24 protein-coding genes and 1 other annotated feature are annotated in these 26,918 nt (G+C 42.1%); of the genes, 22 read left to right on the top strand and 2 right to left on the bottom strand.

Annotated features, from left to right (window positions below; translation table 11 throughout):
• Nucleotides 1-4: 4 nt before the first annotated feature.
• Together pyk and MHB67_RS13090 are read left to right on the top strand one after the other, a co-directional pair.
• Nucleotides 5-1,765, top strand: a complete 1,761-nt coding sequence (gene pyk, locus MHB67_RS13095) for a pyruvate kinase (RefSeq protein WP_024426143.1) — start codon at nucleotides 5-7, stop codon at nucleotides 1,763-1,765.
• Nucleotides 1,766-1,864: 99 nt separating this feature from the next.
• The gene (locus MHB67_RS13090; protein WP_024424793.1) at nucleotides 1,865-2,254 is read left to right on the top strand and encodes an FxsA family protein; all 390 of its coding nucleotides are present in this window, start codon (nucleotides 1,865-1,867) and stop codon (nucleotides 2,252-2,254) included.
• A 26-nt stretch (nucleotides 2,255-2,280) separates the two neighbouring features.
• On the opposite strand, the gene ytvI is transcribed toward MHB67_RS13090, so the two are convergent.
• A complete protein-coding gene (gene ytvI / locus MHB67_RS13085) occupies nucleotides 2,281-3,399 on the bottom strand; it encodes a sporulation integral membrane protein YtvI (RefSeq protein WP_151040383.1) in 1,119 nt (372 codons plus the stop codon).
• Nucleotides 3,400-3,499: 100 nt separating this feature from the next.
• Here ytvI and MHB67_RS13080 point away from each other — a divergent pair, with 100 nt between their 5' ends.
• From MHB67_RS13080 to MHB67_RS12985, 20 genes are all read left to right on the top strand, one after another.
• Complete coding sequence (locus tag MHB67_RS13080) at nucleotides 3,500-3,964, top strand: DUF441 domain-containing protein (protein ID WP_024424791.1); 465 nt, start codon at nucleotides 3,500-3,502, stop codon at nucleotides 3,962-3,964.
• Nucleotides 3,965-4,340: 376 nt separating this feature from the next.
• Nucleotides 4,341-5,459 (top strand): citrate synthase, encoded by a 1,119-nt coding sequence (gene citZ / locus MHB67_RS13075; protein ID WP_024424790.1) that lies wholly within the window; start codon nucleotides 4,341-4,343, stop codon nucleotides 5,457-5,459.
• A 148-nt stretch (nucleotides 5,460-5,607) separates the two neighbouring features.
• Nucleotides 5,608-6,879, top strand: a complete 1,272-nt coding sequence (icd, locus tag MHB67_RS13070; RefSeq protein WP_024424789.1) for an NADP-dependent isocitrate dehydrogenase — start codon at nucleotides 5,608-5,610, stop codon at nucleotides 6,877-6,879.
• A gap of 34 nt (nucleotides 6,880-6,913) precedes the next feature.
• The gene (gene mdh / locus MHB67_RS13065; RefSeq protein ID WP_008356047.1) at nucleotides 6,914-7,852 is read left to right on the top strand and encodes a malate dehydrogenase; all 939 of its coding nucleotides are present in this window, start codon (nucleotides 6,914-6,916) and stop codon (nucleotides 7,850-7,852) included.
• Nucleotides 7,853-8,037: 185 nt separating this feature from the next.
• Entirely contained in the window at nucleotides 8,038-8,766 is a 729-nt protein-coding gene (locus MHB67_RS13060) for a response regulator transcription factor (RefSeq protein ID WP_024426141.1), read from the top strand.
• Complete coding sequence (locus tag MHB67_RS13055; protein WP_342492555.1) at nucleotides 8,759-10,501, top strand: ATP-binding protein; 1,743 nt, start codon at nucleotides 8,759-8,761, stop codon at nucleotides 10,499-10,501. The genes MHB67_RS13060 and MHB67_RS13055 overlap by 8 nt, the downstream gene beginning before the upstream one ends.
• Before the next feature lie 255 nt (nucleotides 10,502-10,756).
• Entirely contained in the window at nucleotides 10,757-13,396 is a 2,640-nt protein-coding gene (gene polA, locus MHB67_RS13050; protein WP_234107281.1) for a DNA polymerase I, read from the top strand.
• Nucleotides 13,397-13,422: 26 nt separating this feature from the next.
• Complete coding sequence (mutM, locus tag MHB67_RS13045; RefSeq protein ID WP_024426140.1) at nucleotides 13,423-14,256, top strand: DNA-formamidopyrimidine glycosylase; 834 nt, start codon at nucleotides 13,423-13,425, stop codon at nucleotides 14,254-14,256.
• 174 nt (nucleotides 14,257-14,430) lie between these two features.
• The gene (gene ytaF / locus MHB67_RS13040) at nucleotides 14,431-15,063 is read left to right on the top strand and encodes a sporulation membrane protein YtaF (RefSeq protein ID WP_025092255.1); all 633 of its coding nucleotides are present in this window, start codon (nucleotides 14,431-14,433) and stop codon (nucleotides 15,061-15,063) included.
• A gap of 13 nt (nucleotides 15,064-15,076) precedes the next feature.
• Nucleotides 15,077-15,682, top strand: coding sequence for a dephospho-CoA kinase (coaE, locus tag MHB67_RS13035; RefSeq protein WP_025092254.1), 606 nt, complete (start codon nucleotides 15,077-15,079; stop codon nucleotides 15,680-15,682).
• 172 nt (nucleotides 15,683-15,854) lie between these two features.
• Complete coding sequence (locus tag MHB67_RS13030; RefSeq protein WP_024425707.1) at nucleotides 15,855-16,877, top strand: glyceraldehyde-3-phosphate dehydrogenase; 1,023 nt, start codon at nucleotides 15,855-15,857, stop codon at nucleotides 16,875-16,877.
• A gap of 235 nt (nucleotides 16,878-17,112) precedes the next feature.
• Nucleotides 17,113-17,493, top strand: coding sequence for an adenosylmethionine decarboxylase (speD, locus tag MHB67_RS13025; protein ID WP_003216492.1), 381 nt, complete (start codon nucleotides 17,113-17,115; stop codon nucleotides 17,491-17,493).
• A 183-nt stretch (nucleotides 17,494-17,676) separates the two neighbouring features.
• Nucleotides 17,677-18,063, top strand: a complete 387-nt coding sequence (locus MHB67_RS13020; protein WP_024425708.1) for a hypothetical protein — start codon at nucleotides 17,677-17,679, stop codon at nucleotides 18,061-18,063.
• 4 nt (nucleotides 18,064-18,067) lie between these two features.
• A complete protein-coding gene (nrdR, locus tag MHB67_RS13015) occupies nucleotides 18,068-18,526 on the top strand; it encodes a transcriptional regulator NrdR (protein WP_003216720.1) in 459 nt (152 codons plus the stop codon).
• Nucleotides 18,527-18,627: 101 nt separating this feature from the next.
• The gene (locus MHB67_RS13010; protein ID WP_234107279.1) at nucleotides 18,628-20,052 is read left to right on the top strand and encodes a replication initiation and membrane attachment family protein; all 1,425 of its coding nucleotides are present in this window, start codon (nucleotides 18,628-18,630) and stop codon (nucleotides 20,050-20,052) included.
• A 16-nt stretch (nucleotides 20,053-20,068) separates the two neighbouring features.
• The gene (dnaI, locus tag MHB67_RS13005; RefSeq protein ID WP_342492554.1) at nucleotides 20,069-20,998 is read left to right on the top strand and encodes a primosomal protein DnaI; all 930 of its coding nucleotides are present in this window, start codon (nucleotides 20,069-20,071) and stop codon (nucleotides 20,996-20,998) included.
• A gap of 33 nt (nucleotides 20,999-21,031) precedes the next feature.
• A complete protein-coding gene (locus MHB67_RS13000) occupies nucleotides 21,032-21,670 on the top strand; it encodes a TVP38/TMEM64 family protein (protein WP_025092250.1) in 639 nt (212 codons plus the stop codon).
• A 60-nt stretch (nucleotides 21,671-21,730) separates the two neighbouring features.
• The gene (gene ytxC, locus MHB67_RS12995) at nucleotides 21,731-22,600 is read left to right on the top strand and encodes a putative sporulation protein YtxC (protein WP_024425712.1); all 870 of its coding nucleotides are present in this window, start codon (nucleotides 21,731-21,733) and stop codon (nucleotides 22,598-22,600) included.
• A gap of 43 nt (nucleotides 22,601-22,643) precedes the next feature.
• Nucleotides 22,644-22,891, top strand: a binding site (T-box leader).
• A 46-nt stretch (nucleotides 22,892-22,937) separates the two neighbouring features.
• On the top strand, nucleotides 22,938-24,878 hold the full coding sequence (thrS, locus tag MHB67_RS12990) for a threonine--tRNA ligase (RefSeq protein ID WP_024426134.1): 1,941 nt from the start codon (nucleotides 22,938-22,940) through the stop codon (nucleotides 24,876-24,878).
• A gap of 156 nt (nucleotides 24,879-25,034) precedes the next feature.
• Entirely contained in the window at nucleotides 25,035-25,955 is a 921-nt protein-coding gene (locus MHB67_RS12985; RefSeq protein ID WP_149126396.1) for a methyl-accepting chemotaxis protein, read from the top strand.
• A 53-nt stretch (nucleotides 25,956-26,008) separates the two neighbouring features.
• Here the strand turns inward: MHB67_RS12985 and MHB67_RS12980 are convergent, their stop codons facing one another.
• Complete coding sequence (locus MHB67_RS12980) at nucleotides 26,009-26,788, bottom strand: HAD family hydrolase (protein ID WP_024426132.1); 780 nt, start codon at nucleotides 26,786-26,788, stop codon at nucleotides 26,009-26,011.
• Nucleotides 26,789-26,918 lie beyond the last annotated feature (130 nt).

The raw sequence follows: 26,918 nt of genomic DNA, 5'->3' as shown, positions 1-26,918 counted from the left end.
AGTAATGAGAAAGACAAAAATCGTTTGTACAATCGGTCCAGCAAGTGAAAGCATTGAAAAGCTGACTGAATTGATTGAAGCAGGAATGAATGTAGCCAGACTAAACTTCTCCCATGGAGATTTTGAAGAGCATGGTGCACGCATTGAAAACATACGTAAAGCAGGTAAAACATTAGGCAAGGACATTGCGATCCTTCTAGATACAAAAGGTCCAGAGATCCGTACACGTACAGTTGAAAACGGCTCAATTGAGCTAGTCGCTGGTGCTGATCTTATCGTGAGTATGGAAGACATTGTTGGAAATACGGAAAAAATTAGTGTGACATACGAAGATTTAATTCATGATGTAGAAGTAGGTTCAACGATTCTATTAGATGATGGTCTGATTGGTTTAGAAGTAAAAGAAATTAACAAGGACCGCAAAGAAATTGTCACTAAAGTCATGAATACAGGCACGCTCAAAAACAAAAAAGGCGTCAACATACCTGGCGTCAGTGTGAACCTGCCAGGTATTACAGAAAAGGATGCCAATGATATTCTGTTTGGAATTGAACAAGGCGTCGATTTCATCGCAGCTTCTTTTGTGAGACGAGCTTCTGATGTTCTTGAAATTCGTGAGCTTCTTGAAAAGAACAATGCGACTGATATTCAAATCATCCCTAAGATTGAAAACCAAGAGGGTGTTGATAACATCGACGAGATCCTTGAGGTATCTGACGGTTTAATGGTTGCGCGTGGAGATCTTGGTGTAGAGATCCCGGCAGAAGAAGTACCGCTTGTTCAAAAAATGCTGATCAAAAAATGCAATCGTTTAGGCAAGCCTGTCATTACAGCGACTCAAATGCTCGACAGCATGCAGCGTAACCCACGTCCTACCCGTGCGGAAGCAAGTGACGTGGCAAATGCTATTTTTGACGGCACAGATGCGATTATGCTTTCTGGTGAAACAGCAGCAGGAACATATCCAGTAGAAGCCGTACAAACAATGCATAACATTGCATCACGTTCAGAAGAAGCACTAAACTATAAAGCCATTCTTTCTCGCAGAAGCGAAGAAGTAGAAGTCAGCATTACAGACGCGATCGGTCAATCTGTTGCACATACAGCAATGAAGCTTGATGTAGCAGCGATTGTGACACCGACGGAAAGCGGACATACAGCAAGAATGATTTCAAAATATAGACCAAAAGCACCAATCGTAGCAGTTACTGCAAACGAATCAGTGGCGAGAAAGCTTTCACTCGTATTCGGTGTATTTGCTAAGAGCGGATCAAAAACGACATCTACTGATGAAATGCTTGAGAATGCAGTAGAAAAGTCAATTGAAACAGGCTATGTAAGACACGGCGATTTAATTGTCATTACAGCAGGTGTGCCAGTTGGTGAAACAGGTACGACGAACTTAATGAAAGTATATGTTGTCGGTGACATCATTGCGAAAGGTCAAGGGATTGGTCGTAAATCTGCATTTGGACCGGTTGTCATTGCACAAAGTGGAAAAGAAGCAGAAGAAAAAATGTACGATGGTGCGATCCTAGTTGCAAACTGCACAGATCGTGATATGATGGGAGCTTTAGAAAAAGCATCTGCCCTTATCACAGAAGAGGGCGGTTTAACAAGCCATGCAGCAGTTGTTGGACTAAGCCTTGGTATTCCAGTGATTGTTGGTCTTGACAGCGCAACAACATTATTAAAAGAAGGCGAAGAGATTACAGTAGATCCAGCACGCGGAGCGATCTACAAAGGCCGTGCGAGCGTCCTTTAATTCATCCAAGAGGGGAGTTGTCTGACTCCTCTCTTTTTTTATGTTACACTAAAAAAAGTAAACAGCTTTCGATGAAAGATACCCCATGAGGTGATATGGTTGAAGAAATATTTTCTACTATTATTAATTCTGTTCCCTGCGGTGGAAATTAGTTTATTTTTAATCTCAAGTAAAATCATTGGCATTTTGCCAACGATGTTGCTCATCGTGCTGACAAGTGCCTTAGGTGCTTATTTTGCAAGAAAACAAGGGATAGAAGCCTTCCAAAAAGTGCAGCGTGATTTACAATATGGCAAGATGCCAGGGGGAGCGATTGTCGATGGTTTTTGTATTCTCATTGGCGGTCTGCTGCTGCTCATTCCAGGCTTCTTATCGGATCTCATTGGGGCTTTGCTGCTCATTCCGGTGACGAGAAAGGGAATCAAGCCGCTCTTTGAACGCTGGCTTAGAAACATGTCTAATCGTAACCGCTACACGATCATTCGTTAAAGAGACCTTCAGGCTGAAGGTCTCTTTTATTTTTGCATGCCATACCGAATGTACTCATAAATATCTCTGAAAACTCCTGCATTACGGAACGCCTGCCACACGACAAGTGAGGCAGGGCCAATCACAAGTCCTAAGAAACCAAACCATTTTAACCCGACAAATAGCGCTACAAGCGTTGCTAAAGGATTAAGTCCGATGGATTTGCTTAAGACTTTTGGCTCTGATATTTGTCTTTGAATGAGGACGACAATATACAAAATGCCCAGTCCAATGGCGAGGGAAAGATTTCCTGTCATAGCAGAATAAATGATCCACGGTAGAAAAACAGTACCGCTCCCGATATATGGAAGTAAATCGACGAGCCCAATACATAAAGCAATCACAAGGGCGTGCTCAACTTTTAAAATGATGAGTCCAATCAATACAATACCAATCGTCATGGCCACAAGCAGGAGCTGGGCTTTCATAAAGCCAGTAATGGCTTTTTGGATTTCAGATAAAATGGCGCGTGTATGCTGCATCCATTTTGCGGGAAAGATACGTGAGCCATATGTTTTTAACGTAAACCAATCCTTCGTGATAAAAAAAGTTGCGAGAGCAGAAAATAACAGAGTGGCTGCTGCATCAGGCAAAAGACCTAAAAACGCTGGAATAAGCTCGAGTGTTTTCGAAAGAAAAGTCCCGATTTTTGCGGCCGCTTCATCACCGAGTGCTTGAATTTGTCCCAAAATCGATTCCTTTTGACCTGCTTGAAGCGTATTAAATTGGGCCGTCATATCATGATATAAAGGCAGAATCTTGTCTGTGAAAAATTGCTCTACAATACCAATCATTTGATCAAGATGGCCAGGCAGCACTTTTGCCAAATAAGCACTTCCTGAAATGATTTCCGCAACTAAAAGCGTCATTAAGCCGGCAGCTGCAACTAAAAAGAGCAAGAGCACAATGACCACAACAAATCCTCTCGGCATTCCGGTGATCTCTTCGATTTTGCATACGGCAGGATGAATCAAACAAGACACAATAAGGGCGATCCAAAAAGGATATAAAAACGGAAAAGACTGATATAAAAAGACAACCGCAAAAACAGCAATGCTGATCATCATCAAACTTCGCAGAAAAATGGCCACATAGGCGTGATTCACACAATCCCCTCCAAAAAACAAGCATGTCCGATACTTCATTTTATTCAAAAAGATTAGTAATATGAAAAGGTCGCAATAAAAAGAAAGAAAGGAGCGGCGTATGTTTACTCAAGCAAATTTATTTTTGGTACTTTTACTCGTTATTGCACTTATTGCAAAAAACAATTCGTTAATTGTAGCGGTCTCTGTGCTGATCGCGATTAAGCTGATTGGCCTGGATCAAAAAATTTTCCCGGTTCTCCAATCTAAAGGCATTAATTGGGGAGTCACCGTCATTACTATTGCTGTGCTGGTCCCGATTGCAACAGGTGACATTGGATTTAAGCAGCTTGGAGAAGCGATGAAATCTTCCTATGCTTGGATAGCTCTTGGAGCGGGTATATTAGTAGCATTAATTGCAAAAAACGGGATTGTGCTACTCGAAAATGATCCGCATATTACGGCAGCGCTTGTGTTTGGTACCATTTTGGCAGTCAGCTTATTTAAAGGTGTGGCTGTTGGGCCGCTCATCGGGGCAGGAATCGCTTATTTGGCAATGCAGGCTGTGAAATTTTTCAGCGGGTGAAAAGAGAGTGGTTCCTGCCACTTTCTTTTTTAAATTTTTTCTTGCGTGAGCTTTTGCAAAAAAACATAATTAAATATATTAAAAGAAGTAAAATCCCTTTATTCCATGCCTGATATGGGAGACTGGAAAAAAAAATATCAAAAAAAATTATAGTTAAACATTTAACAAATGTCTGATTATTGTTTATAATGGGAATAGGCTTAATTTTGAACTCATTGATCATACAAGAGATATGAGGCTAAAAGCGCTCTAACCGTATAGGTAAATGTAAGCATTTTCTTTTCTGAGCCTGTTATCTTATTCGGATTGGATAGCGCTTTCAAAAAGTGAGAATTCTGCAACGAAGGGGAATCTTTTTAAAAAGGGGAGATTGAACATGACAGCAACAAGAGGTCTTGAAGGTATCGTGGCAACAACTTCATCCGTAAGCTCAATTATTGATGATACTCTTACTTATGTAGGGTACAATATCGATGATTTAACTGAAAAAGCTACATTCGAAGAAATTGTCTACCTGTTATGGCACTTAAAGCTGCCGAATGAGCAGGAGCTGAGTGAATTAAAACAGCAGCTCAATGAAAATGCTCAGATTCCGCAAGAAATCATTGAGCATTTTAAATCTTATTCGCTCGATGGGGTTCATCCAATGTCTGCGATTCGTACAGCAGTATCCTTACTAGGTTTACTCGATGACGAATCAGAGATTATGGACAAAGAAGCGAATTACAGAAAGGCGATTCGCTTACAGGCGAAAATTTCTGGACTAGTCGCTGCGTTTTCACGTATTCGCAAGGGACTTGAGCCTGTACAGCCAAAAGAAGAATACAGCTATGCTGCAAACTTCTTGTATATGCTAAATGGCGAAGAGCCGTCACCAGTAGAAATTGAAGCCATTGATAAGGCACTTATTCTACATGCGGATCATGAATTAAACGCATCGACATTTACAGCGCGTGTATGTGTTGCTACACTATCAGATATCTACTCTGGTGTGACAGCGGCGATCGGTGCGCTGAAAGGACCGCTTCATGGCGGCGCTAATGAAGGCGTGATGAAGATGCTTTCAGAAATTGGCGAAGTTGAAAACGTAGATTCCTATATTCATGGTAAGCTAGAGAAGAAAGAAAAAATTATGGGCTTTGGCCACCGCGTATACCGTCAAGGTGACCCGCGTGCAAAGCATCTAAAAGAAATGAGCCAGCGTTTAACAAACCTCACTGGCGAGCCGAAATGGTATGAAATGTCTGTTCGCGCAGAGGAAATCGTGACATCAGAGAAAAATCTTCCACCAAATGTTGATTTTTATTCTGCATCTGTATATCACAGTCTTGGGATTGATCATGACTTGTTTACACCAATTTTCGTGATCAGCCGATTCTCTGGATGGATTGCTCACATTCTAGAGCAATATGACAACAACCGTCTCATCCGTCCAAGAGCTGACTACATTGGACCTGATCTTCAAACCTTTGTTCCGATCAGTGAAAGAGACTAATGTTTATAGAATAAGCGGGGGCTGATTTCAAAAGGCCAATCAGCCTCCATATCAACAAAAAAACGAATCACGTGAAAAACTTTTTTGCTTGCAGACATCAAGCCAAGAAGTTTCAAATATTCACTACATAACCTGGGAGGTAATATCATTGTCACAAGGCGAAAAAATTACAGTTACTGGCGGCGTATTGAATGTACCAAATAATCCAATTATCCCGTTTATCGAAGGGGACGGAATCGGCCCTGACATTTGGAAAGCAGCATCAAGAGTACTTGAAGCAGCTGTAGAAAAAGCATATAAAGGTGAAAAGCAAATCACTTGGAAAGAAGTATATGCAGGTGAGAAAGCTTACAATAAAACTGGAGAGTGGCTTCCTGAGCAAACGCTTGAAGACATTCGTGAATATTTAATTGCGATTAAAGGACCACTAACAACACCAATTGGCGGAGGAATCCGTTCATTAAACGTGGCACTTAGACAAGAGCTTGATTTATTCACATGCTTACGTCCAGTTCGCTGGTTCAAAGGCGTACCTTCTCCTGTGAAACGTCCAGAAGACACAGATATGGTGATCTTCCGCGAGAACACAGAAGATATCTATGCTGGTATCGAGTATGCAAAAGGTTCAGACGAAGTGAAGAAGTTAATTGACTTCTTGAAAAACGAATTAGGTGTGAACAAAATCCGTTTCCCAGAAACGTCAGGTATCGGAATCAAGCCAGTTTCTGAAGAGGGTACATCCCGTCTTGTCAGAGCGGCTATCCAATATGCAATTGACCAAGGCCGTAAATCTGTGACGCTTGTTCATAAAGGAAACATCATGAAATTTACAGAAGGTGCCTTCAAAAACTGGGGCTACGAAGTGGCTGAAAAAGAGTTTGGCGACAAGGTCTTTACATGGGCACAATATGATCGTATTGTAGAACAAGATGGAAAAGATGCGGCAAACAAAGCGCAAAGTGAAGCAGAAGCTGCTGGCAAAATCATTGTCAAAGACAGCATTGCAGATATTTTCCTTCAACAAATCTTAACTCGTCCAGCTGAGTTCGATGTTGTGGCTACAATGAACTTAAATGGAGATTACATCTCTGATGCACTTGCAGCACAAGTTGGTGGAATTGGTATCGCACCTGGTGCGAACATCAACTACGAAACAGGACACGCTATTTTTGAAGCGACTCACGGAACAGCACCAAAATATGCTGGTCTTGATAAAGTGAATCCATCTTCTGTTCTTCTATCAGGTGTGCTTTTACTTGAGCACCTTGGCTGGCAGGAAGCAGCTGATCTAGTGATTCAATCTGTTGAAAAAACAATTGCATCTAAAGTTGTCACGTACGATTTTGCTAGATTAATGGATGGCGCAACAGAAGTAAAATGTTCTGAGTTTGCTGACGAGCTCATCAAAAACTTGTCTTGATTCTTAAACTTTAAAGTTAAAGGGGAAAAAGGAAATGGCAAACAAGCGTAAAAAAGTATCTGTCATCGGAGCAGGTTTTACTGGAGCAACTACAGCATTTCTAACAGCTCAAAAAGAATTAGCGGATGTCGTATTAGTTGATATCCCGCAGCTTGAGAACCCAACAAAAGGGAAAGCACTTGATATGCTGGAAGCAAGCCCTGTTCAAGGCTTCGATGCGAACATTACAGGCACTTCTAACTACGAAGATACAGCCGGTTCTGATGTCGTGGTCATTACGGCAGGAATTGCAAGAAAGCCGGGAATGAGCCGTGACGATCTCGTGTCAACAAATGAAAAAATCATGCGTAGCGTGACACGCGAAATCGTTAAATATTCTCCAGAAGCCATTATTGTTGTGTTAACAAACCCTGTTGATGCAATGACATATGCAGTTTATAAAGAATCAGGATTACCAAAAGAAAAAGTCATTGGACAATCGGGCATTCTTGATACAGCACGTTTCCGTACGTTTGTTGCTCAAGAATTAAACCTATCTGTCAAAGATGTGACGGGCTTTGTCCTTGGTGGACATGGCGATGACATGGTTCCGCTTGTTCGTTACTCTTATGCAGGCGGTATCCCGCTTGAAACATTGATTCCAAAAGATCGTATTGATGCGATTGTTGAAAGAACAAGAAAAGGCGGCGGCGAAATCGTAAACCTATTAGGTAACGGTAGTGCCTATTATGCACCTGCTGCTTCACTAGTAGAAATGGTTGAGGCGATTCTAAAAGATCAGCGCCGCGTGATCCCAACGATTGCATACCTTGAAGGTGAATATGGCTACGAAGGCATTTACCTTGGAGTACCAACAATCGTAGGTGGAAACGGCCTTGAGCAGATCATTGAGCTTGAGTTGACAGAAGAAGAAAGAAGTCAGCTTGACCGTTCTGTTGAATCTGTTAAGAACGTCATGAAAGTATTGTCTTAATATGAAAAAAAAAAGGCTTCTCTTATGAGGGGCCTTCTTTTTGTTTACAAAACAAATCTTGTCGAAATTTTAAATTGTCCTCTTGTTAAGCTTTCGTTAAAATGAAAGAGAAAGCATGACTTCTCGCTTTTCACATAAGATACAAAAAAACGGATGCAGGGGAAATCACTAATTGGAGGCACAACATGAATAAAAAAATATTAGTTGTGGATGATGAAGAATCGATTGTAACACTTCTAAGCTATAACCTTGAAAGGGCGGGCTATGATGTCGTCACAGCAAGAGATGGGGAAGAAGCGCTTGAAAAAGCAGCAAGTGAACAGCCTGATCTCATTGTATTAGATTTAATGCTTCCGAAGATGGACGGCATTGAAGTGTGTAAACAACTGAGAATTCAAAAAATGATGTTCCCTATTTTAATGCTGACAGCAAAGGACGATGAATTTGATAAGGTGCTCGGCCTTGAGCTTGGAGCCGATGATTACATGACAAAGCCATTCAGTCCTAGAGAAGTGGGTGCTCGGGTAAAAGCCATCTTGAGAAGAGCGCAGCAATCTCAGCCTGTCCCCGCGCAAGAGGAGAAGGAAGAGGTCATTGCAGACCAAATCAAAATTGGTGAACTGCGCATTTTACCAGAACACTATGAAGTCTACTTCCAAGAAGAACGCCTAGAGCTTACGCCGAAGGAATTTGAACTGCTGCTTTATTTGGCCAAGCATAAAGGACGTGTCCTCACACGTGATCTGCTGCTAAGTGCCGTTTGGAATTATGACTTTGCAGGTGACACTCGTATTGTGGATGTACATATCAGCCACTTGCGGGACAAAATTGAAAAGAATACGAAAAAACCAACATACATTAAAACCATTCGCGGCTTAGGCTACAAATTGGAGGAGCCAAAGCCAAATGAGTAAAATTAGAACCCGTCTGTTTTCGGGCCTTATTTTTCTCCTTTTTATTGTGTTTGTTGCACTTGGCCTTTTTTTGGATCACATGTTCCATGTTTTTTATGAAACAAAATTAACGGAACGAATGGAAAATGAATCGAGCTTTCTTCTTTCTTCCATGGATGGTGATGATCTGCAGGCGAATCAAAACAAGGAGATCCTCAATCAGGCAAAGCAGCATCTCGATATGAATGCGTCAATTGTGGACCTGAAGGGGAATATCATACATACAACGGGTCAAGCGGAGCAAAGGGGCATCATTCAAAACACACTGAACAATGAACGCCTTCAAACAAAAGGCGTCGTCATTGAGGATGAGAAGGATGCGCTGTTTCATTACGCCGTCCCTATCCTGAAACAAAACAAACCGGTGGGCTATTTATTTCTCCATGCGTCATTCCAGCCTTTAAATGAAATCGACGGCCAGCTTTGGCTCGCATTAGCCGTTTGTCTTGGCTCGGCGATTATTATTATCGTTTTCTTTGGATACCGCATGTCGATGAAATATGTAAAACCGATAGATTATGCCACAAAGGTAGCCAAACAGCTGGAACGCGGGAACTATGATACCAATCATTATGAAGAGCTCATCATCGAAACAAGTGAGCTTAATACATCAATGAAGCGCCTGGCAGAAAGCCTTCAAGAAATGACAAGCACTGGGGAAATGCAGCGGGACCGTCTGCAAACAGTCATTGAAAACATCGGTGCAGGAATTATTTTGATTGATAAGATGGGATATATCAACCTAGTCAATCGAACCTTCCGCAAGCAGTTTAAAGTGCAAAAGCACATTTACATGCACAAGCTGTACCATGAAGCATTTACACATGAAGAAATTATTGAGCTGATTGACGAAATTTTCATGACAGAAACGAAGGTGCGGAAGTTTTTACGCCTGGCCGTTGACATTGAACGGCGCTACTTCCAGGTGGATGGTGTTCCCATTTTAAGTACAGACGATGAATGGAAAGGAATTGTCCTTGTATTTCATGACGTGACAGAAACAAAGCAGCTGGAGCAGATGCGAAAAGATTTTGTCGCCAATGTGTCTCACGAATTAAAGACACCGATTACGTCGATTAAAGGATTCTCTGAAACTCTTCTTGATGGAGCGATTGATGACAAAGAAGCGCTGACACAATTCCTTTCCATCATTCTAAAAGAGAGTGTCCGTCTCGAAACTCTCATTCAAGATTTACTCGATCTTTCCAAAATCGAGCAGCAGCATTTCAAACTGAATATTCAAGACGCCAATGCGACAGAAATCATTCAAGAGATTGAAGTCCTTTTAAAACAAAAGGCCGCAGAAAAAGGCATTCAATTACAAGTGCGAATCCCGAAAGAGCCTGTCTATGTGATGGCAGATCCGCTGAGGTTAAAGCAAATCTTCCTCAATCTCGTGAACAATGCCCTTACCTATACACCAGAGGGAGGGAGTGTCACCATTTCGGCAAGACCGCGGAAAGGTGCCTATGAATTTGATGTAGCAGATACAGGAATCGGCATGAAGAAAAGCGAGATTCCAAGAATATTTGAGAGATTTTATCGAATTGATAAAGATAGAAGTAGAAATTCAGGCGGTACAGGACTTGGTCTTGCCATTGTCAAACACCTTGTGGAGGCGCATGAAGGAACGATCTCGGTCCATAGTAAACAAGGCAAAGGAACAACTTTTACAGTGAGCCTGAAATCAAAATAGGGAAAAAAGGAAAGTCACGTTAAAATTTACATGATCTTTACAATGGATTCATGTTTAGTTAAACAATCATTGGTAGGATGAATAGGAACCCCTTCATCCAAGGAGCCAATTTTGTAAGGACGAAAACACTTGTTGTTTTCGTCCCTTTTTTTATGCAGGTTCGACTATTTTCTTTTCAAAATAAACTTTGATAAAATGATGATACAATGTGTGAAAGAGACGGCTGAAATGGCTCAGCCGATGGAGGATTAAAATATGACAGACAAAAAGAAATTAGTACTAGTGGATGGAAACAGTCTCGCATATCGAGCCTTTTTTGCTTTGCCGCTATTATCAAATGATAAAGGCGTCCATACAAATGCCATTTATGGCTTTGCGATGATCTTAATGAAGATGCTCGAGGACGAGAAGCCAACCCATATGCTTGTCGCATTTGATGCGGGAAAAACAACGTTCCGCCACGAGACATTTAAAGAATATAAAGGCGGAAGACAAAAAACACCGCCAGAGCTATCAGAACAAATGCCGTTTATCCGTGAACTATTAGATGCCTATCAGGTGAAAAGGTACGAGCTTCCTCAATACGAGGCAGACGATATTATCGGGACATTGGCTGTGGAGGCAGAAAAAGACGGCTTTGAAGTCAAAATTTTCTCAGGAGATAAGGACTTAACTCAGCTATCAACAGACCATACGACGGTAGCAATTACGAAAAAAGGCATTACAGAAGTAGAATATTACACACCGGCTCATATTGAAGAGAAATATGGCCTGCGCCCAGATCAAATCATCGATATGAAAGGTTTGATGGGAGATTCCTCAGATAATATCCCAGGGGTGCCAGGTGTAGGTGAAAAAACAGCGATTAAATTGTTAAAGCAGTTTGAAACGGTTGAAAACCTGCTTGAACATATTGACGAAGTCAGCGGGAAAAAACTCAAAGAAAAGCTTGAAGAATATAAAGAGCAGGCAGTGATGAGTAAAAAACTCGCAACGATTCTTGTAGAAGCGCCAATTGATGTATCAAGCAAGGATCTCGCATATGAAGGTCCTCATATGGATCAAGTGATCTCTCTGTATAAAGAACTAGGCTTTCAAACGCTGCTAGAACGTCTAGGAGAAGCACCAGAAACAGGTGAACAGGTCGAAGTAGAAGCATTAGAAGTGAAAAAAATGACCGAAGTAACGGATGAGATGCTGACAGATCATGCTGCTCTTGTGGTAGAACAGCTTGGAGATAATTATCATGAAGCAGATTTGATTGGTTTTGCGATCCATAATGAAAATGGTGCGTTTTTTATCACGAAAGAAGATGCGCTTCAATCAGATGCATTTAAACAATGGGTACAGGATGAAACGAAGAAGAAATGGGTCTTTGATTCAAAAAGAGCCGTTGTCGCCCTCAGATGGCATGATGTCGATCTAAAAGGTGTCGATAACGATGTTCTGCTCGCTTCCTATGTCGTCAACCCTCAGAAATCGTATGAGGACGTCGCAAGTGTGGCGAAGGAATACGGTCTTAACATCGCTCTTTCTGATGAAAAAGTATACGGAAAAGGAGCAAAGCAGGCGATTCCACCTGAAGATGAACTGAAGGAACATCTTGGGCGAAAAGCAGCGGCGATCTCTGCTCTGCATGATTTAACACTTGAAGCGCTAGAAAAAAATGATCAGCATGAACTATATGAAGACTTAGAGCTGCCGCTTGCCCTCATCTTAGGTGAAATGGAATCACTTGGCGTAAAGGTAGATATTGAGCGCCTAGAGAAGATGGGTGAAGAGTTAACGAAAAAGCTGAAAGAATATGAAGAAACCATTCACCGCTTAGCAGGTGAAACGTTTAACATCAATTCTCCTAAACAGCTTGGCGTGATTCTTTTTGAAAAATTAGGCCTGCCGATTATTAAAAAGACAAAGACGGGCTACTCGACATCTGCGGATGTTCTTGAAAAGCTTGAAGATAAGCACGAGATCATTCGGTCCATTCTGCATTACCGCCAAATTGGAAAGCTGCAATCGACCTATGTGGAAGGCTTAATGAAAGTAACGCGCAAGGATACCCATAAAGTGCATACACGATTTAATCAAGCGCTCACGCAAACAGGAAGACTAAGCTCAACAGATCCCAACCTGCAAAATATCCCGATTCGTTTAGAGGAAGGACGAAAGATTCGTCAAGCATTCGTCCCTTCAAAAGAAGGCTGGCTCATGTTTGCTGCTGACTATTCTCAAATTGAGCTGCGTGTACTCGCTCATATTTCTCAGGATGAGAATTTGATCGAAGCGTTTACGCAAGATATGGATATTCACACAAAAACAGCGATGGACGTGTTCCATGTCTCAGAAGAAGAAGTGACTTCCTCTATGAGAAGACAAGCCAAGGCTGTCAACTTCGGAATTGTATATGGAATCAGTGACTATGGATTATCTCAAAACCTTGGGATCACAAGAAAAGAAGCAGCTGCCTTTATCGAACGCTATTTAACAAGCTTTAAAGGCGTGAAAACCTATATGGAAGAGATCGTGCAGGAAGCGAAACAAAAAGGATATGTCACGACGCTTCTCAAACGCAGAAGGTATATCCCGGATATCACAAGCCGTAATTTTAATATCAAAAGCTTTGCCGAACGAACAGCCATGAACACACCGATCCAAGGAAGTGCAGCTGATATTATTAAAAAAGCCATGATTGATATGGCGCGAAAGTTAAAAGAAGAAAACTTGAAGGCAAATCTTTTATTACAGGTGCACGATGAATTGATCTTTGAAGCACCGAAAGAAGAAATTGCCATACTTGAAAAAATTGTCCCTGAAGTCATGGAAAATGCACTTCAGCTAGATGTGCCGCTAAAAGTTGATTTTGCTTCAGGCCCATCTTGGTACGACGCAAAATAATAGAGAGAGAAAAAGGAGCGAGGAGCATGCCGGAATTACCAGAAGTTGAAACCGTCCGGCGCACACTCAAGCGGTTAGTCGAAGGAAAAACGATTGAAACGGTCGATATTAAATGGCCAAATATCATCAAACGTCCTGGGGAGCCGGAAGAGTTCGCAAGAAGGATGGTAGGAGAAACGATACAAACCATTGAAAGAAGAGGAAAGTTTCTTCTCTTTCATTTAGACCATTACGTGATGGTCTCCCATTTAAGGATGGAAGGGAAATACCGTGTACATGAAGCGCATGAGCCATACGATAAACATGTCCACGTCGTCTTTACGTTTACAGACGGTACTGAGCTTCGGTATCATGATGTGCGTAAATTTGGCACGATGCATTTATTTCAGCCGGGTGAAGAAGAAAAGGAACTCCCGCTTTCACAGCTGGGGTATGAGCCTTTTGATGATCAATTCACTCCGGAATATTTATGGGAGCAATTGAAAAAAACATCCCGTGTGGTCAAAACAGCGCTGCTTGATCAAAAGATTGTCGTGGGACTAGGTAATATTTATGTAGATGAGGTTTTGTTTAAAGCAGGCATTCATCCAGAAACAAAAGCGAATCAGCTCAGCCTTGAATCGTGTAAAGTGCTCCACAGGCATATTATCGATACACTTCAAGTAGCGGTAGATGCAGGAGGCAGCACGATTCGCTCATATATCAATTCACAAGGTGATATTGGCACATTTCAGCTGCAGCTTCTTGTGTATGACCGGCGGGGAGAGCCTTGTCAAACATGCGGAAGCATCATTGAGAAAACAGTAGTCGGAGGGCGCGGCACTCATTTTTGTGTGACCTGCCAAAAACGCCCTCAATAAAAATCAGCCATCAGCATGCTTCCTTTTTGCTGTGCATACGATAAAAAACATTCATTTTTCAGCAAGGTGTAGACTGACACACAGCCCACCTGCTCTTCATATAGTGAAGAAGAGTCTAAGGACGCCTAGAGACTCTTGATCATCGTTGCATGAACAGAAAGGAAGAGTTCAGGTATGATTTCGATTTCGCTCCTGTTTTTAGCTATTGCAGTCAGTATTGACAGCTTTTCTGTAGGCTTTACGTATGGCCTTCGTAAAATGAAGATTCCATTTAAAGCGATTGTCATTATTGCATGCTGTTCAGGGATTGTGCTGCTCATTTCCATGCTGATTGGCAGCCTGCTGACGACATTCCTCCCTGTCTCAGTGACGGATAAACTTGGTGGAGGCATTTTGATCGCCATTGGACTTTGGGTCCTTTATCAATTTTACAAACCAGCGAAAGAGCGCGATTTGCTTCTTCATGAAAAGACATTGCTTAATGTGGAAGTGCAATCGCTTGGTCTTGTCATTCAAATTTTGCGAAAGCCGACAAGTGCAGATATTGACCGTTCTGGGACGATCAATGGAATGGAAGCGGTGCTTCTTGGGATTGCTTTATCCATTGATGCATTTGGCGCAGGGATTGGCGCTGCGATTCTAGGCTTTTCTCCAATTGTCATGAGTATCACTGTGGCCGTGATGAGCTCACTCTTTGTGTGTATCGGGCTCCGTGCCGGTCATTACTTGGCCAATTGGCGCTGGATCGATAAACTTGCATGCTTACCAGGGCTTCTGCTCATTTTAATTGGGGTGTGGAAGCTGTAAAGGAGGAAATCAATTGACGCTTGTCATTGGATTAACAGGCGGGATTGCTAGTGGAAAAAGCACCGTCTCGCAAATGATAAAAGAGCAGGGCATCAGGGTCGTGGACGCAGATGTCATTGCAAAAGAAGCGGTTGCTAAAGGTACACCAGCTCTTCAACAAATCGTTCAAGCCTTTGGTGAGGATGTTCTCCTGCCAAATGGGGAGCTGAACCGGCAGCAGCTTGGAGCCATCATTTTTTCTGATGAAGAGAAAAGAAAGCAGCTGAATGCGATTGTTCATCCTGAAGTGAGAAAAGAAATGCTCAAACAGCGAGATGAAGGGGTTAGTCAGAAGGAAACCTTCGTTGTCCTCGATATCCCGCTTTTATTTGAAAGTCAGCTGGAAAGCCTCGTCGACCGCATCATTGTGGTGTATACAACGCCCGAATTGCAGCTGTCGCGGCTCATGAATCGAAATGACCTCAGCGAGGAAGAAGCGCTGAATCGTATTCACTCTCAGCAGCCTCTTGAGGAGAAATGTAAAAAAGCAGACCGCGTGATAGAGAACACACAAGATCTCGCGTTTATTAGAAAGCAATTGCAGAACATATTAAATGAATGGGAACATACAGATAAGTAAGAGTACATACACGTACTCTTCTTTTTTTATGCTTTATTCTGATTTCCTTTGAAAAGAACAGCCCTTTTTAGAAAATATACGTTTATATACTGGCAATTACATTCTAATGTGATATACTAATTTCATAAATAAATTTATTGAGTATAACACATAATAGAGGAGTGACCTGTTCATGAAGGTAAAAGCAGCGATCAATGGGTTTGGCAGAATTGGACGCATGGTCTTCAGAAAAGCAATGCTTGATGATCAAATTCAAATTGTAGCGGTGAACGCAAGCTATCCTGCCGAAACGCTAGCACATTTAATTAAATATGATACAAATCATGGACGTTACGAATGTGATGTGACAGCAGAAGATGACGCCTTGATTGTGAATGGCAAAAGAGTTCTTTTGCTTAATAATAGAGACCCAAAGCAGCTTCCATGGGGAGAGCTTGGGATTGATATCGTCATTGAAGCAACAGGTAAATTTAATTCAAAAGATCAAGCGATGGGCCATATAGATGCCGGAGCGAAAAAAGTCGTTCTAACAGCTCCAGGTAAAAATGAAGACATTACGATTGTGATGGGTGTCAATGAGGATGATCTTGATCCTGAAAAGCACGTCATTATTTCAAACGCATCTTGTACAACAAACTGTTTAGCACCAGTTGTGAAACTGTTAGATGATGAATTTGGCATCGACAATGGTTTAATGACAACGGTTCATGCTTATACAAATGATCAAAAAAATATCGATAACCCGCATAAGGATCTGCGCCGGGCGAGAGCATGTGCTCAGTCCATTATTCCAACTACGACGGGTGCCGCTAAAGCGCTTTCTTTAGTGCTTCCGCACATGAAAGGGAAATTACATGGACTTGCACTCCGCGTACCAGTTTCCAATGTGTCGATGGTTGATCTTGTCGTTGACTTGAAAAAAGATGTGACAGCAGAAGAAGTCAATGCAGCCTTCTCGAATGCATCTAAAACATCTCTTGCCGGTATTTTAGATTACACAGATGAGCCGCTTGTCTCTACGGACTTTAACACAAACCCTTATTCAGCAGTCGTTGATGGACTGACAACGATGGTAATGGAAGGGAGAAAAGTGAAAGTTCTTGCATGGTATGACAATGAATGGGGTTATTCATGCCGAGTGGTTGACCTTGTAAAGTTTGTCGGCGCACAGATGAAAGAGCTGTCTGCTGTTTGAAATGAAGAAGACGATCGTCCCTTTTCAAGAAATGAGAGAAAATCCCACTAAAAACACAGCTTGCAAAATGGGTCTAAACAAAGTATACTATTTTTCGTGAACTTCTTGTTCGCAGACTCATTCGGGTATACTTAAAGGGTTAGGACCTCTTAGGACTAACTTTCCCCCGTGGTATATGTCCGGTCCGGCTGCTTAGAACTTCACTCTTTCATTCTTGTTTAAAGGGGGGTCCATGATGGAAACAATCGGACGTCACGTTATCTCCGAGCTATGGGGATGCGACTGTGATAAACTGAACGACATGGATTTTATTGAAAAAACGTTTGTAAATGCAGCTTTGAAATCAGGAGCTGAGGTAAGAGAGGTTGCTTTTCACAAATTTGCACCTCAAGGAGTAAGTGGAGTTGTCATTATTTCTGAATCTCATCTGACAATTCACAGCTTTCCTGAACATGGTTATGCGAGCATAGATGTTTATACTTGCGGTGACCTAGATCCGAATATTGCAGCAGATCATATCGGAGATGAATTAGGTGCTGAAACAAGAGAAAACATCGAAATTCCTCGAGGCATGGGACCTGTACAAGTAAAACAGGCACAAGCCAAAGCACTGTAAACATAAAAAAGATTGCAATGGGAGCTGGCCAAAAGCATTGAATGCCTTTGTGTTATGCTCCTTTTTATATTTTTTTGATAAAAAATCCAACATTCCCCAGCTTGTCTATACTTTTGTTCTAGGAAAACAAAGGTTTTTTTTATAAAATAAAGAAAGAGGCATTATGGCAAAGGGGATACGTGTATGACTTTAAGACAAAAGTTTAAGCGATTCATGTCAAACCATACAGAAACATCTGACGAGCATCCAGTGTCAGAACTGAAAAGCCATTACTACAAATCGACGAATGCACAAGTTTTTCAAGCGGTGGAAACCATTCTTTCCCGAAGCGATTCTTATCAAGTGACATCTGTTTCAGCAGAACGAGGTGAAATCAGCGCAAACATACGATTGCCGAAAAAAGCCTTTCTCGTGGCGACTGTCATTTCAATTCGTCCTTTTGAAACAGCTGTCGATTTTAATGTGACAACAGAAACGGCCCTGCCAACAGATTTCGGCTATAGTCAGAAGACCGTTCTGTCCCTTTATGATGAACTAGACAAACAACTTCCAAGAATAGATCGGAGCTGATGAAATGAAATGTCCCACATGTCAGCACCTTGGCACAAGGGTGCTTGATTCAAGACCAGTAGATGAAGGGAAATCCATCCGTCGTAGAAGAGAGTGCGAAAGCTGCCAATATCGCTTTACGACGTTTGAAAAATTAGAAGAATTACCGCTGATTGTGGTGAAAAAAGAAGGGATTCGAGAAGAATTCAGCCGGGAAAAAATGCTGAGAGGACTCATCAAAGCGTGTGAAAAGCGTCCTGTTGCTTTAAAGCAGCTGGAGGATGTCTGCTTTAATATCGAAAAAGAACTGCGCAATCAAGGCATGTCAGAGGTGAAAAGCGAGCTTGTAGGTGAAATGGTCATGGACGAGTTGGCGAAAATTGATGAAGTGTCTTACGTCAGGTTTGCCTCGGTTTACCGGCAGTTTAAAGACATCAATGTCTTTATTGATGAATTAAAAGATTTATTAAAGAAAGAACGCTAAAAAGAGCTGGAGATTCTTCATGCTCTTTTTCCTGCGTAAAGCGTAAAACGCAAAAAGAGTGTACAATGGAAACAATCGCAATTCATGGGGAGGATCAGCATATGACAGAGCATTGGAAGGAAGTGCTAGCCGTCGATCCGTATGTCGTCAAAAGCGCTTCATTGCTCGGTGACATCGATAGACAGCTCATCACTCTTTTATATCAGCCGCTTATTGGCATGTCCGCTTTCAGCTTATACATGACGCTGTGGGGTGAGCTGGAACAACATCGTATGTGGGGGAAACCTGCACCTCATCGGCAGCTCATGGTCATGCTGCAGACGAATTTAAATGATATTTTTGAGGAACGTTTAAAGCTTGAAGCGATCGGCTTACTCCGCACATATGAACAGGAAACGGAAGAAGGCAGACTGTTTACATATGAGCTTGTACCACCGCTAAGACCAGATGAATTTTTCCAAGATGGTATGCTGAATGTTTTGCTGTACCATCGTGTAGAGAAAGCAAAATATATGCAGCTTCGCGATTATTTCTCCTATCCGGGGGTTCCTGCAGAAGCAAAGAACATTTCACGGTCGTTTGAAGAAGTCTTTCACGTATTGCAGCCAGGCGAGCGCAAGATGACAGAAGAAATTCATCAGGCGTCATCGCTTGAGCAAGGCTATGAATATGTGACCGTTGGATCGAGTCAGCCGGCACCGCTCTCAGACGAATCCTTTGATTTCGATCTATTATTAGCAGGTATGTCTGACATGATGATTCCAAGAAAGGCTTTGACAAAGCAGGTAAAAGAAACAATTAAGAAGTTAGCTGTTGTATACGGCATCACCCCGCTTCAAATGCAAAATATTGTAGCAGGTGCATGCGGTTCGGATCAAATGATCTCAACAGAAGAGCTGAGAAAAGCAGCAAGAGACTGGTACCAAATTGAATACAGAGGCGAACAGCCAAAGCTGATTGATCAAAAACAGCCAAGACACTTGCGACAAGATGCTTCAAAGACGCCGGCAGCGGATACTCCAGATGCAAAATTGATTGAAAAACTGGATCATATTTCGCCTAGAGAGCTGCTAAAAGACATGGCAGATGGTATTGAGCCAACGTATGCCGACTTAAGAATTGTCGAAGATATCATGCTCGAGCAGCAGCTAGAGCCAGGTGTCATGAATGTTCTCATCTACTATACATTACTTAAAACAGATATGAAGCTGTCAAAAACATATATGCAAAAAATCGCCGCTCATTGGGTGAGAAAGAAAATCAAAACCGTAGCAGCTGCCATGAAAATTGCCAAAGAAGAGAACAGACAAATGACAGAGTGGGCGCAGCAGAAAAAGCAGCGCAGCCCATATGGTACAGGAAAAGTTGTCCGGGAAGAGAAACTGCCTGACTGGATGAAAGAAACTGAAACAAAAGAACAGCCGGCAAAAGAGCAAACGGACAATCTGTCTACAGAAGATCTCGAACGAGAAAAAGAAAAACTGTTAGATCAGTTTAAAAATATGAAAAAGTACAATGCACATTAAGGTGAGGTGAGATGGGATGAAACCGATCGGTCGTTCATTTGAACAGCTAAAAGGACGAGTAGATTTTCGCGTGAGATACAATCAGATTAAAGAAAGTGTGTTATCTGATGAAGATGTGAAGGCTTTTTTACAGAAGCATCAAGAAGAGATACATGAAGACATGATCAATCGCAGCATGAACCGGCTCTTTGAATATGTGCAGCAGTCGAAGGGCTGCTCTTACTGCTTAGATGACGAAAACGTTAATGCGATTTTAGATGGGTATCACCCGAAGCTTGTGATCAAAGGTCAGAGTATTGATATTGAATATTCTCCTTGCCCAGTCAAGCTGCGGCTCGATAGACAGAAGAAACAGCAAGAGCTGATGAAAAGCATGTATATTCCGCAAAATGTCCTTCAAGCGACGTTCGCTGATCTGAACGTTGTGGGAAGACAAGAGGTCATCCAAAAAGTAGGTCAATTCCTCCAAAGCTATGATGAGACTGGAAAAGGAAAAGGCTTGTATTTACACGGAAAGTTTGGAGTAGGAAAAACGTATATACTAGCAGCTATTGCGCAGCAGCTAGCGGAGAAAGAATACCCATCTCTCCTTGTTTACGTGCCTGAATTTGTAAGAGAGTTAAAAAATTCATTAGCCGATCATACGCTAGAAGAAAAGCTGAATATGGTCAAGTCCACTCCGATTTTAATGCTTGATGATATTGGGGCAGAATCGATGACAAGCTGGGTGCGGGATGAACTGCTCGGTACGATCTTACAATACCGTATGGCAGAGCAGCTGCCGACATTTTTCTCTTCTAATTTCTCACCAAACGAGCTGAAGCATCACTTTACGTACTCACAGCGGGGAGAAAAAGAAGAGGTCAAAGCCGCTCGTTTAATGGAACGGATTCTCTATTTAGCAGAGCCAGTGTTGCTCGAAGGAGAAAACCGCCGTCATTTATAAAAGCGTATGTCACCTGAAGGAGGAGCAAATGAAATGAACAAAAGAAAATGGCTGCTTTTTCTTGGGATTGGCATTCTTGCTGCTGCGCTGTGGTGGCTGAATAAACAGCATCTTCAGCTGGCGCCGAAAGATGTGAAGAATTGGGTGCTTCAATTTGGGATGCTGGCTCCCTTTGTTTTTCTTTTCTTATCTCTTTTCCGCCCGTTTGTTCTCGTCCCGATTACGGTCTTTTCTTTGGCGGCAGGTTTGGCATTCGGCAGTGTCCTTGGGACGATTTATGCCCTCATTGGAGCGACAGCCGGGGCAACAGGCTCTTTCATGATTGCTTCAACCTTTCGTGCAAAAAAGAAGGAAACGGAATCAAACAGCCGAAAGCTGAAAGCGGTGACGTCCCGCATTCAGGAGCATGGATTTCTTTATATTTTGTTATTGCGTATTGCACCGATTCACTTTGATTTTGTCAGCTATGCAGCAGCTGCTTCACGTGCAAATTATCGTGCATTTGTGACAGCCACCTTTTTAGGCTTAATACCGGGGACAATTGCGTTAAATGTTCTCGGCTCAAGCTTTGTCAGCGGCAATTATGCCGCCTTAGTGGTTGTTTGTTTGATTTATTTGATCTTTATCTCTGTTCCACTCATTTTAAAAAGAAAGATGCCTGATTTATTTTAGGCGTCTATTTTTTATGTTCCCCCCATATATATGTAACAGATGTCGTTAGGGGGGACAAACATGCTTGAAATAATCTTTGAAGATGAATATGATACCGCCGCTTTTTTACATCTTGCTGAACACTTAGACAGTCGGCATCACATGTCAATTCAACAAGGGAAAGACCGGCTTCTCATAGAAGCGAAGGAATCCGAAGAGGCACTTGAGCACATTGTGCGGCCATTATTGGTTCACTTTTTTTTGGAATGCAAAGAAAATGAGCGCATGCGCAGCATCCTTGAAAACACCTATTTGTTTAAAGATCCTGAAGAGCAGCACCAAATTCTTTCCATCGCACACAGTATCATGAACGGGGATTTAGATGATATTCCCGGCATTCAGCAAGACCCGTCAAGAGAAGCCCTTTTAAAAAAGGAGCTTGAGGCGATTTCTTTACAGCAAGGCGTTTTTTCAATTGGTTCATTTATGACATTTAGACTGTCAGAGTATGACCGAAGGCTGAAGAACTATGTTGAAGTGTCCATTGAAGAATACAAAATGGAGCAAGAGTATCAAAATTTCATTCAATCGCTTCGAGACTATGTGATGGCAAGAGAGCCTAGGCTTGAAAAAGTACATGTTGTGCATCAGGACCGCCTGGTGATTTGGGAATTTCGCTACGCTTCTGAGCGTGATCAAAAACAATACATAGACAGACAGTTTGTAAGAGAGCATCCAATGTATATTGATTCGCAGCTGATTGCACCGCTTGTCTCCATTGCACCGCAAAAAATTGACCTATTTACAAATGATACAGGTCACTCGATGGTGCAAACCATTCAAAATATTTTTCAAGAAAGGGTCGAGGTGTTCCCGTCTCATTCATTCCAAGAGCAGAATGTTCAATTTGTACATGCTCATTTCAACAAGAAAAGTGAAAAGCTTTCTTGATTTTCACGAAAAAACGTTTTATAATACGGTGTAACTTCATACAGAGACCGTATTGATAAGGACATGAACAAATGAACACCCGCTTAAAGAGAGGGAAGCCGCGGCTGAAAGCTTCCTAGCAGAGGACCATTTGCTTTACCACCTTTGAACATCAGCTGTGAACTTTTTAGTAATGGCTGACGGGAATTCCCGTTATCGAACCGCAAGCCGTATTTGCTTATGAAAAAGCAAGCTGCAAATACGGGAAAAAGGGTGGAACCACGATTCCGTTTATTCAACCTCGTCCCTTTCCAGGGGGCGGGGTTTTTATATTGCCAAAAAAAAGGAGTGACCAGAGATGTCAGAACAAATTCAACTTACATTTCCAGATGGAGCAGTCAAGGAGTTTGACAAAACAGCTACAACAGAAGACATCGCGGCATCAATTAGCCCGGGCCTAAAGAAAAAAGCACTTGCCGGTAAATTGAACGGTAAAGAAATAGATCTGCGTACGCCGCTATTAGAAAGTGGAACAATCGAGATCATCACAGATAAAAGTGAAGAAGCACTCGACATTATGCGCCACAGCACAGCACATTTGCTAGCGCAGGCGATCAAACGCCTGTATGGAAAAGAGCATCACGTTCAGTTTGGCGTAGGTCCTGTCATCGAAAATGGCTTCTACTACGATGTGGACATCGATGTTGCCATCACACCTGAAGACTTACCAAAGATTGAAAAAGAAATGAAGAAAATCATTAACAGCAATCTGCCAATTGAGCGAATTGAAGTATCAAGAGAAGAAGCGAAAAAGCGCTTTGAAGCAATTGGTGATGAATTGAAGCTTGAGCTGTTAGAGGCGATTCCAGAAGGTGAAGCTGTGACGATTTATGAGCAGGGTGAATTCTTTGACCTCTGCCGCGGGATTCACTTGCCGTCTACAGGGAAAATCAAAGAATTTAAACTGTTAAGCCTTGCCGGTGCATACTGGAGAGGTGACAGTAACAACCAAATGCTTCAGCGTATTTACGGAACAGCTTTCTTCAGCAAAGAAGATTTAAATGAACACTTACGTCTGCTGGAAGAAGCGAAAGAACGCGATCACCGTAAGCTTGGAAAAGAGCTGAAACTGTTTGCGAATTCCCAAAAGGTTGGTCAAGGACTTCCGCTTTGGCTGCCAAAAGGCGCTACAATCCGCCGCGTCATTGAGCGTTACATTGTCGATAAAGAAGTGCGTCTTGGCTATGAACATGTGTACACACCAGTTCTTGCAAGTGTTGAATTGTATAAAACATCAGGACACTGGGCGCATTATCAAGAAGACATGTTCCCAGTAATGGAAATGGACAACGAAGATCTTGTTCTTCGTCCGATGAACTGTCCGCACCATATGATGATTTACAAAAACGAGCCGCACAGCTATCGCGAATTGCCAATTCGTATTGCAGAGCTTGGTACAATGCACCGCTATGAAATGTCAGGTGCCTTATCCGGCCTTCAGCGTGTTCGCGGTATGACATTAAACGATGCACACATCTTTGTTCGTCCAGATCAAATCAAAGACGAGTTCATCCGTACAGTTCGTTTAATTGAAGAAGTGTATCAAGACTTTGGCTTGAATGACTACACATTCCGCTTGTCTTATCGTGATCCAGAAGATACTGAGAAGTATTTCGATGACGATGCGATGTGGAATAAAGCACAATCGATGCTGAAGGATGCAATGGACGAGCTTGGTCACGACTACTATGAAGCAGAAGGCGAAGCGGCATTTTATGGGCCGAAGCTTGATGTACAAGTGAAGACAGCTCTTGGAAAAGAAGAGACATTATCCACTGTACAGCTTGATTTCTTACTTCCAGAACGCTTTGATCTCACATATATCGGAGAAGATGGAAAGCACCATCGTCCAGTCGTGATTCATAGAGGCGTTGTTTCTACAATGGAACGCTTCGTTGCCTTCTTAATTGAAGAATACAAAGGAGCCCTTCCAACATGGCTGGCACCTGTACAATTCCAAGTCATCCCAGTTTCACCGTCTGTTCATTTAGACTATGCGAAAAAAGTACAAGAACGTTTGCAGCTTGAAGGTCTTCGTGTAGAGCTTGACAGCCGCGATGAAAAAATTGGGTACAAAATTAGAGAAGCGCAAATGCAAAAGATTCCGTACATGCTTGTCGTCGGAGATCAGGAAGCAGAAAATGGCGCTGTCAATGTAAGAAAATACGGGGAACAAGATTCAGAAACAATGGATCTTGAAGCCTTTGTGAAACATGCAGTAGCAGAAGCAAAGAAATAATAAGCACAGCCAGTGATTCTCTTTAGATCACTGGCTTTTTCTTTTTGGAGAACATCTCCACTAGTGATCCAATTCCTAAAAAGAGACGTTTAGATAGTACAAAAGTAAGGGTAAGTATGTACTATTGGTTCGAGACAAATTGGGGGAATGAAAGCGATGATGCAAACAACAAACAATTTTTCGTCACATGTATTGGAGCAATCAGCTGTTCTTCGTGCATTAGAGCACTCGCTGGCAATGATTGAATTTAATGTGACAGGTGAAGTTCTATGGGTGAACGATATTTTTGCAAAAGCCATGGGATATTCTAAAGAAGAGATGATCGGTCTTAAACATAGACAGTTCTGTCCTCCACATATTATAGAACACACGAGCTATCACATGTTTTGGAAGCGTTTGAGAGAAGGTCAAGTCTTTCAGGAAAAAGTGCAGCGGATCACAAAAAATGGCAGCAGCTTATGGCTTGAAGCAACATATTCACCTGTTCAAGATGAAGAAGGAACTGTAGTGGGTGTTGTGAAAGTGGCAACAGATATTACGAAGAGAGAACATACAATGAAGCAAGTCGTAGAAGACCTAAAGGAGATGTCTGCGAAATTAATGGAACGAGCAGAAGTTGGCATTCAGCATAGTCAAAGTGTCAATGCCTCCTTTGATCATATAGCAAACGAAACCGATCAAAATATGAGCTTGTTAAAAGGATTAACGGAGCAGGTAGAGTCCATCAGCTCCATTGCGGCAACCATCAACAGCATTTCTTCACAAACCCAGCTGCTCGCCTTAAATGCAGCAATAGAAGCGGCACATGCGGGTTCCTATGGAAATGGCTTTAGTGTAGTGGCAGCAGAGATTCGAAAGCTTGCGACAAATTCAAAAGAAGCGATCGTCAAGGTAGATCAATATGTGAAGGCGATCCATGCAGAAGTAGAGAAAGTCAGCAGCGGCACAAGCCGGGCAAAGACAACCGTGTTTACAAACCGGGATCTTGTAAAGCAGGCAAGTGAGGAATTCATCGTTGTAGGAGAAGCAGCACGCGGCTTAGACCGGCAAGCGCAAAGTCTAGCGGCAATCATATAGCTCTAAAAATACAAAAACACCCAATCTCGTCAGGAGAAGGGTGTTTTTTTGTTCTATTTTAATATATCAAACAATTCATGTAAGTCTTTGATTTCATAATCAGGCGTCACATCTGTTTCATTTTTCTTGCCATGGCGATTGATCCAAACGGTTTGGATGCCAACGCGAGATGCGCCGAGAATATCTGTTTTCGGATTATCTCCAACCATGATCACTTCGTCTTTTGTTAGGTTTAACAGCTGAAGGCAGTGCTCAAAGATACCCGGGTCAGGTTTGCCTTTCCCGTAATCTCCTGAAATCACGATTTCGTTAAAATAAGGTGCAAGCTCAGGAACACCTGCCAGTTTCTCCTTTTGAAGGCTAGGATCTCCGTTTGTTAAAAGGAGCAATTCGTAGCTGCCTTTCAGGCGGTTTAAAACAGGGTATGTTTCTTCATAGACATATGGGCGTTTTCTGCGTTCTGCTGCAAAGAAATCAGCCAAATATTGTCCAAATGCCTCATCGTCAATTCCCGCTGTCTTTAAGCCGTTGGTCCAAGCGTTTTTACGATACTCTGGTGCAATGGCGTTCAGCTTTTGAAAGCCTTCGCTAATCGGTTCACTAAAATTCGACCACAGTCCTTCGAAAGGATTAATGCCGATCATGACAGTATAATCATATGTTTCATAGGAAGAGTACAGCTTTCTTGCTTCTTCACGTACAATCTGTTCAAACGATTCTGGATCAAGTCCATATTTCTTTTCCGCTTCCCGGCAAGTTTCTTGAAAAGTTGTATGAATGCTTTTTTCATCCCAAAGCAAAGTATCATCTAAATCGAAAAATACGGCTTTCATGATCTTCTCCCTTGTTATGTATGTGTTACCTTCAATTGCAAGTGACAGGCTCATGTTCATTTTACAATAGAAGAAGAGGGCAATAAAGAAAAGATTTGAGAGATATTTGATCATTGACCGCACATGATAG

This window comes from Bacillus sp. FSL H8-0516, from assembly GCF_038635285.1.
GTDB lineage: Bacteria > Bacillota > Bacilli > Bacillales > Bacillaceae > Bacillus > Bacillus safensis.
The sequence above is the reverse complement of the archived record's forward strand: the minus strand, read 5'-3'. Positions and strand labels throughout refer to the sequence as shown.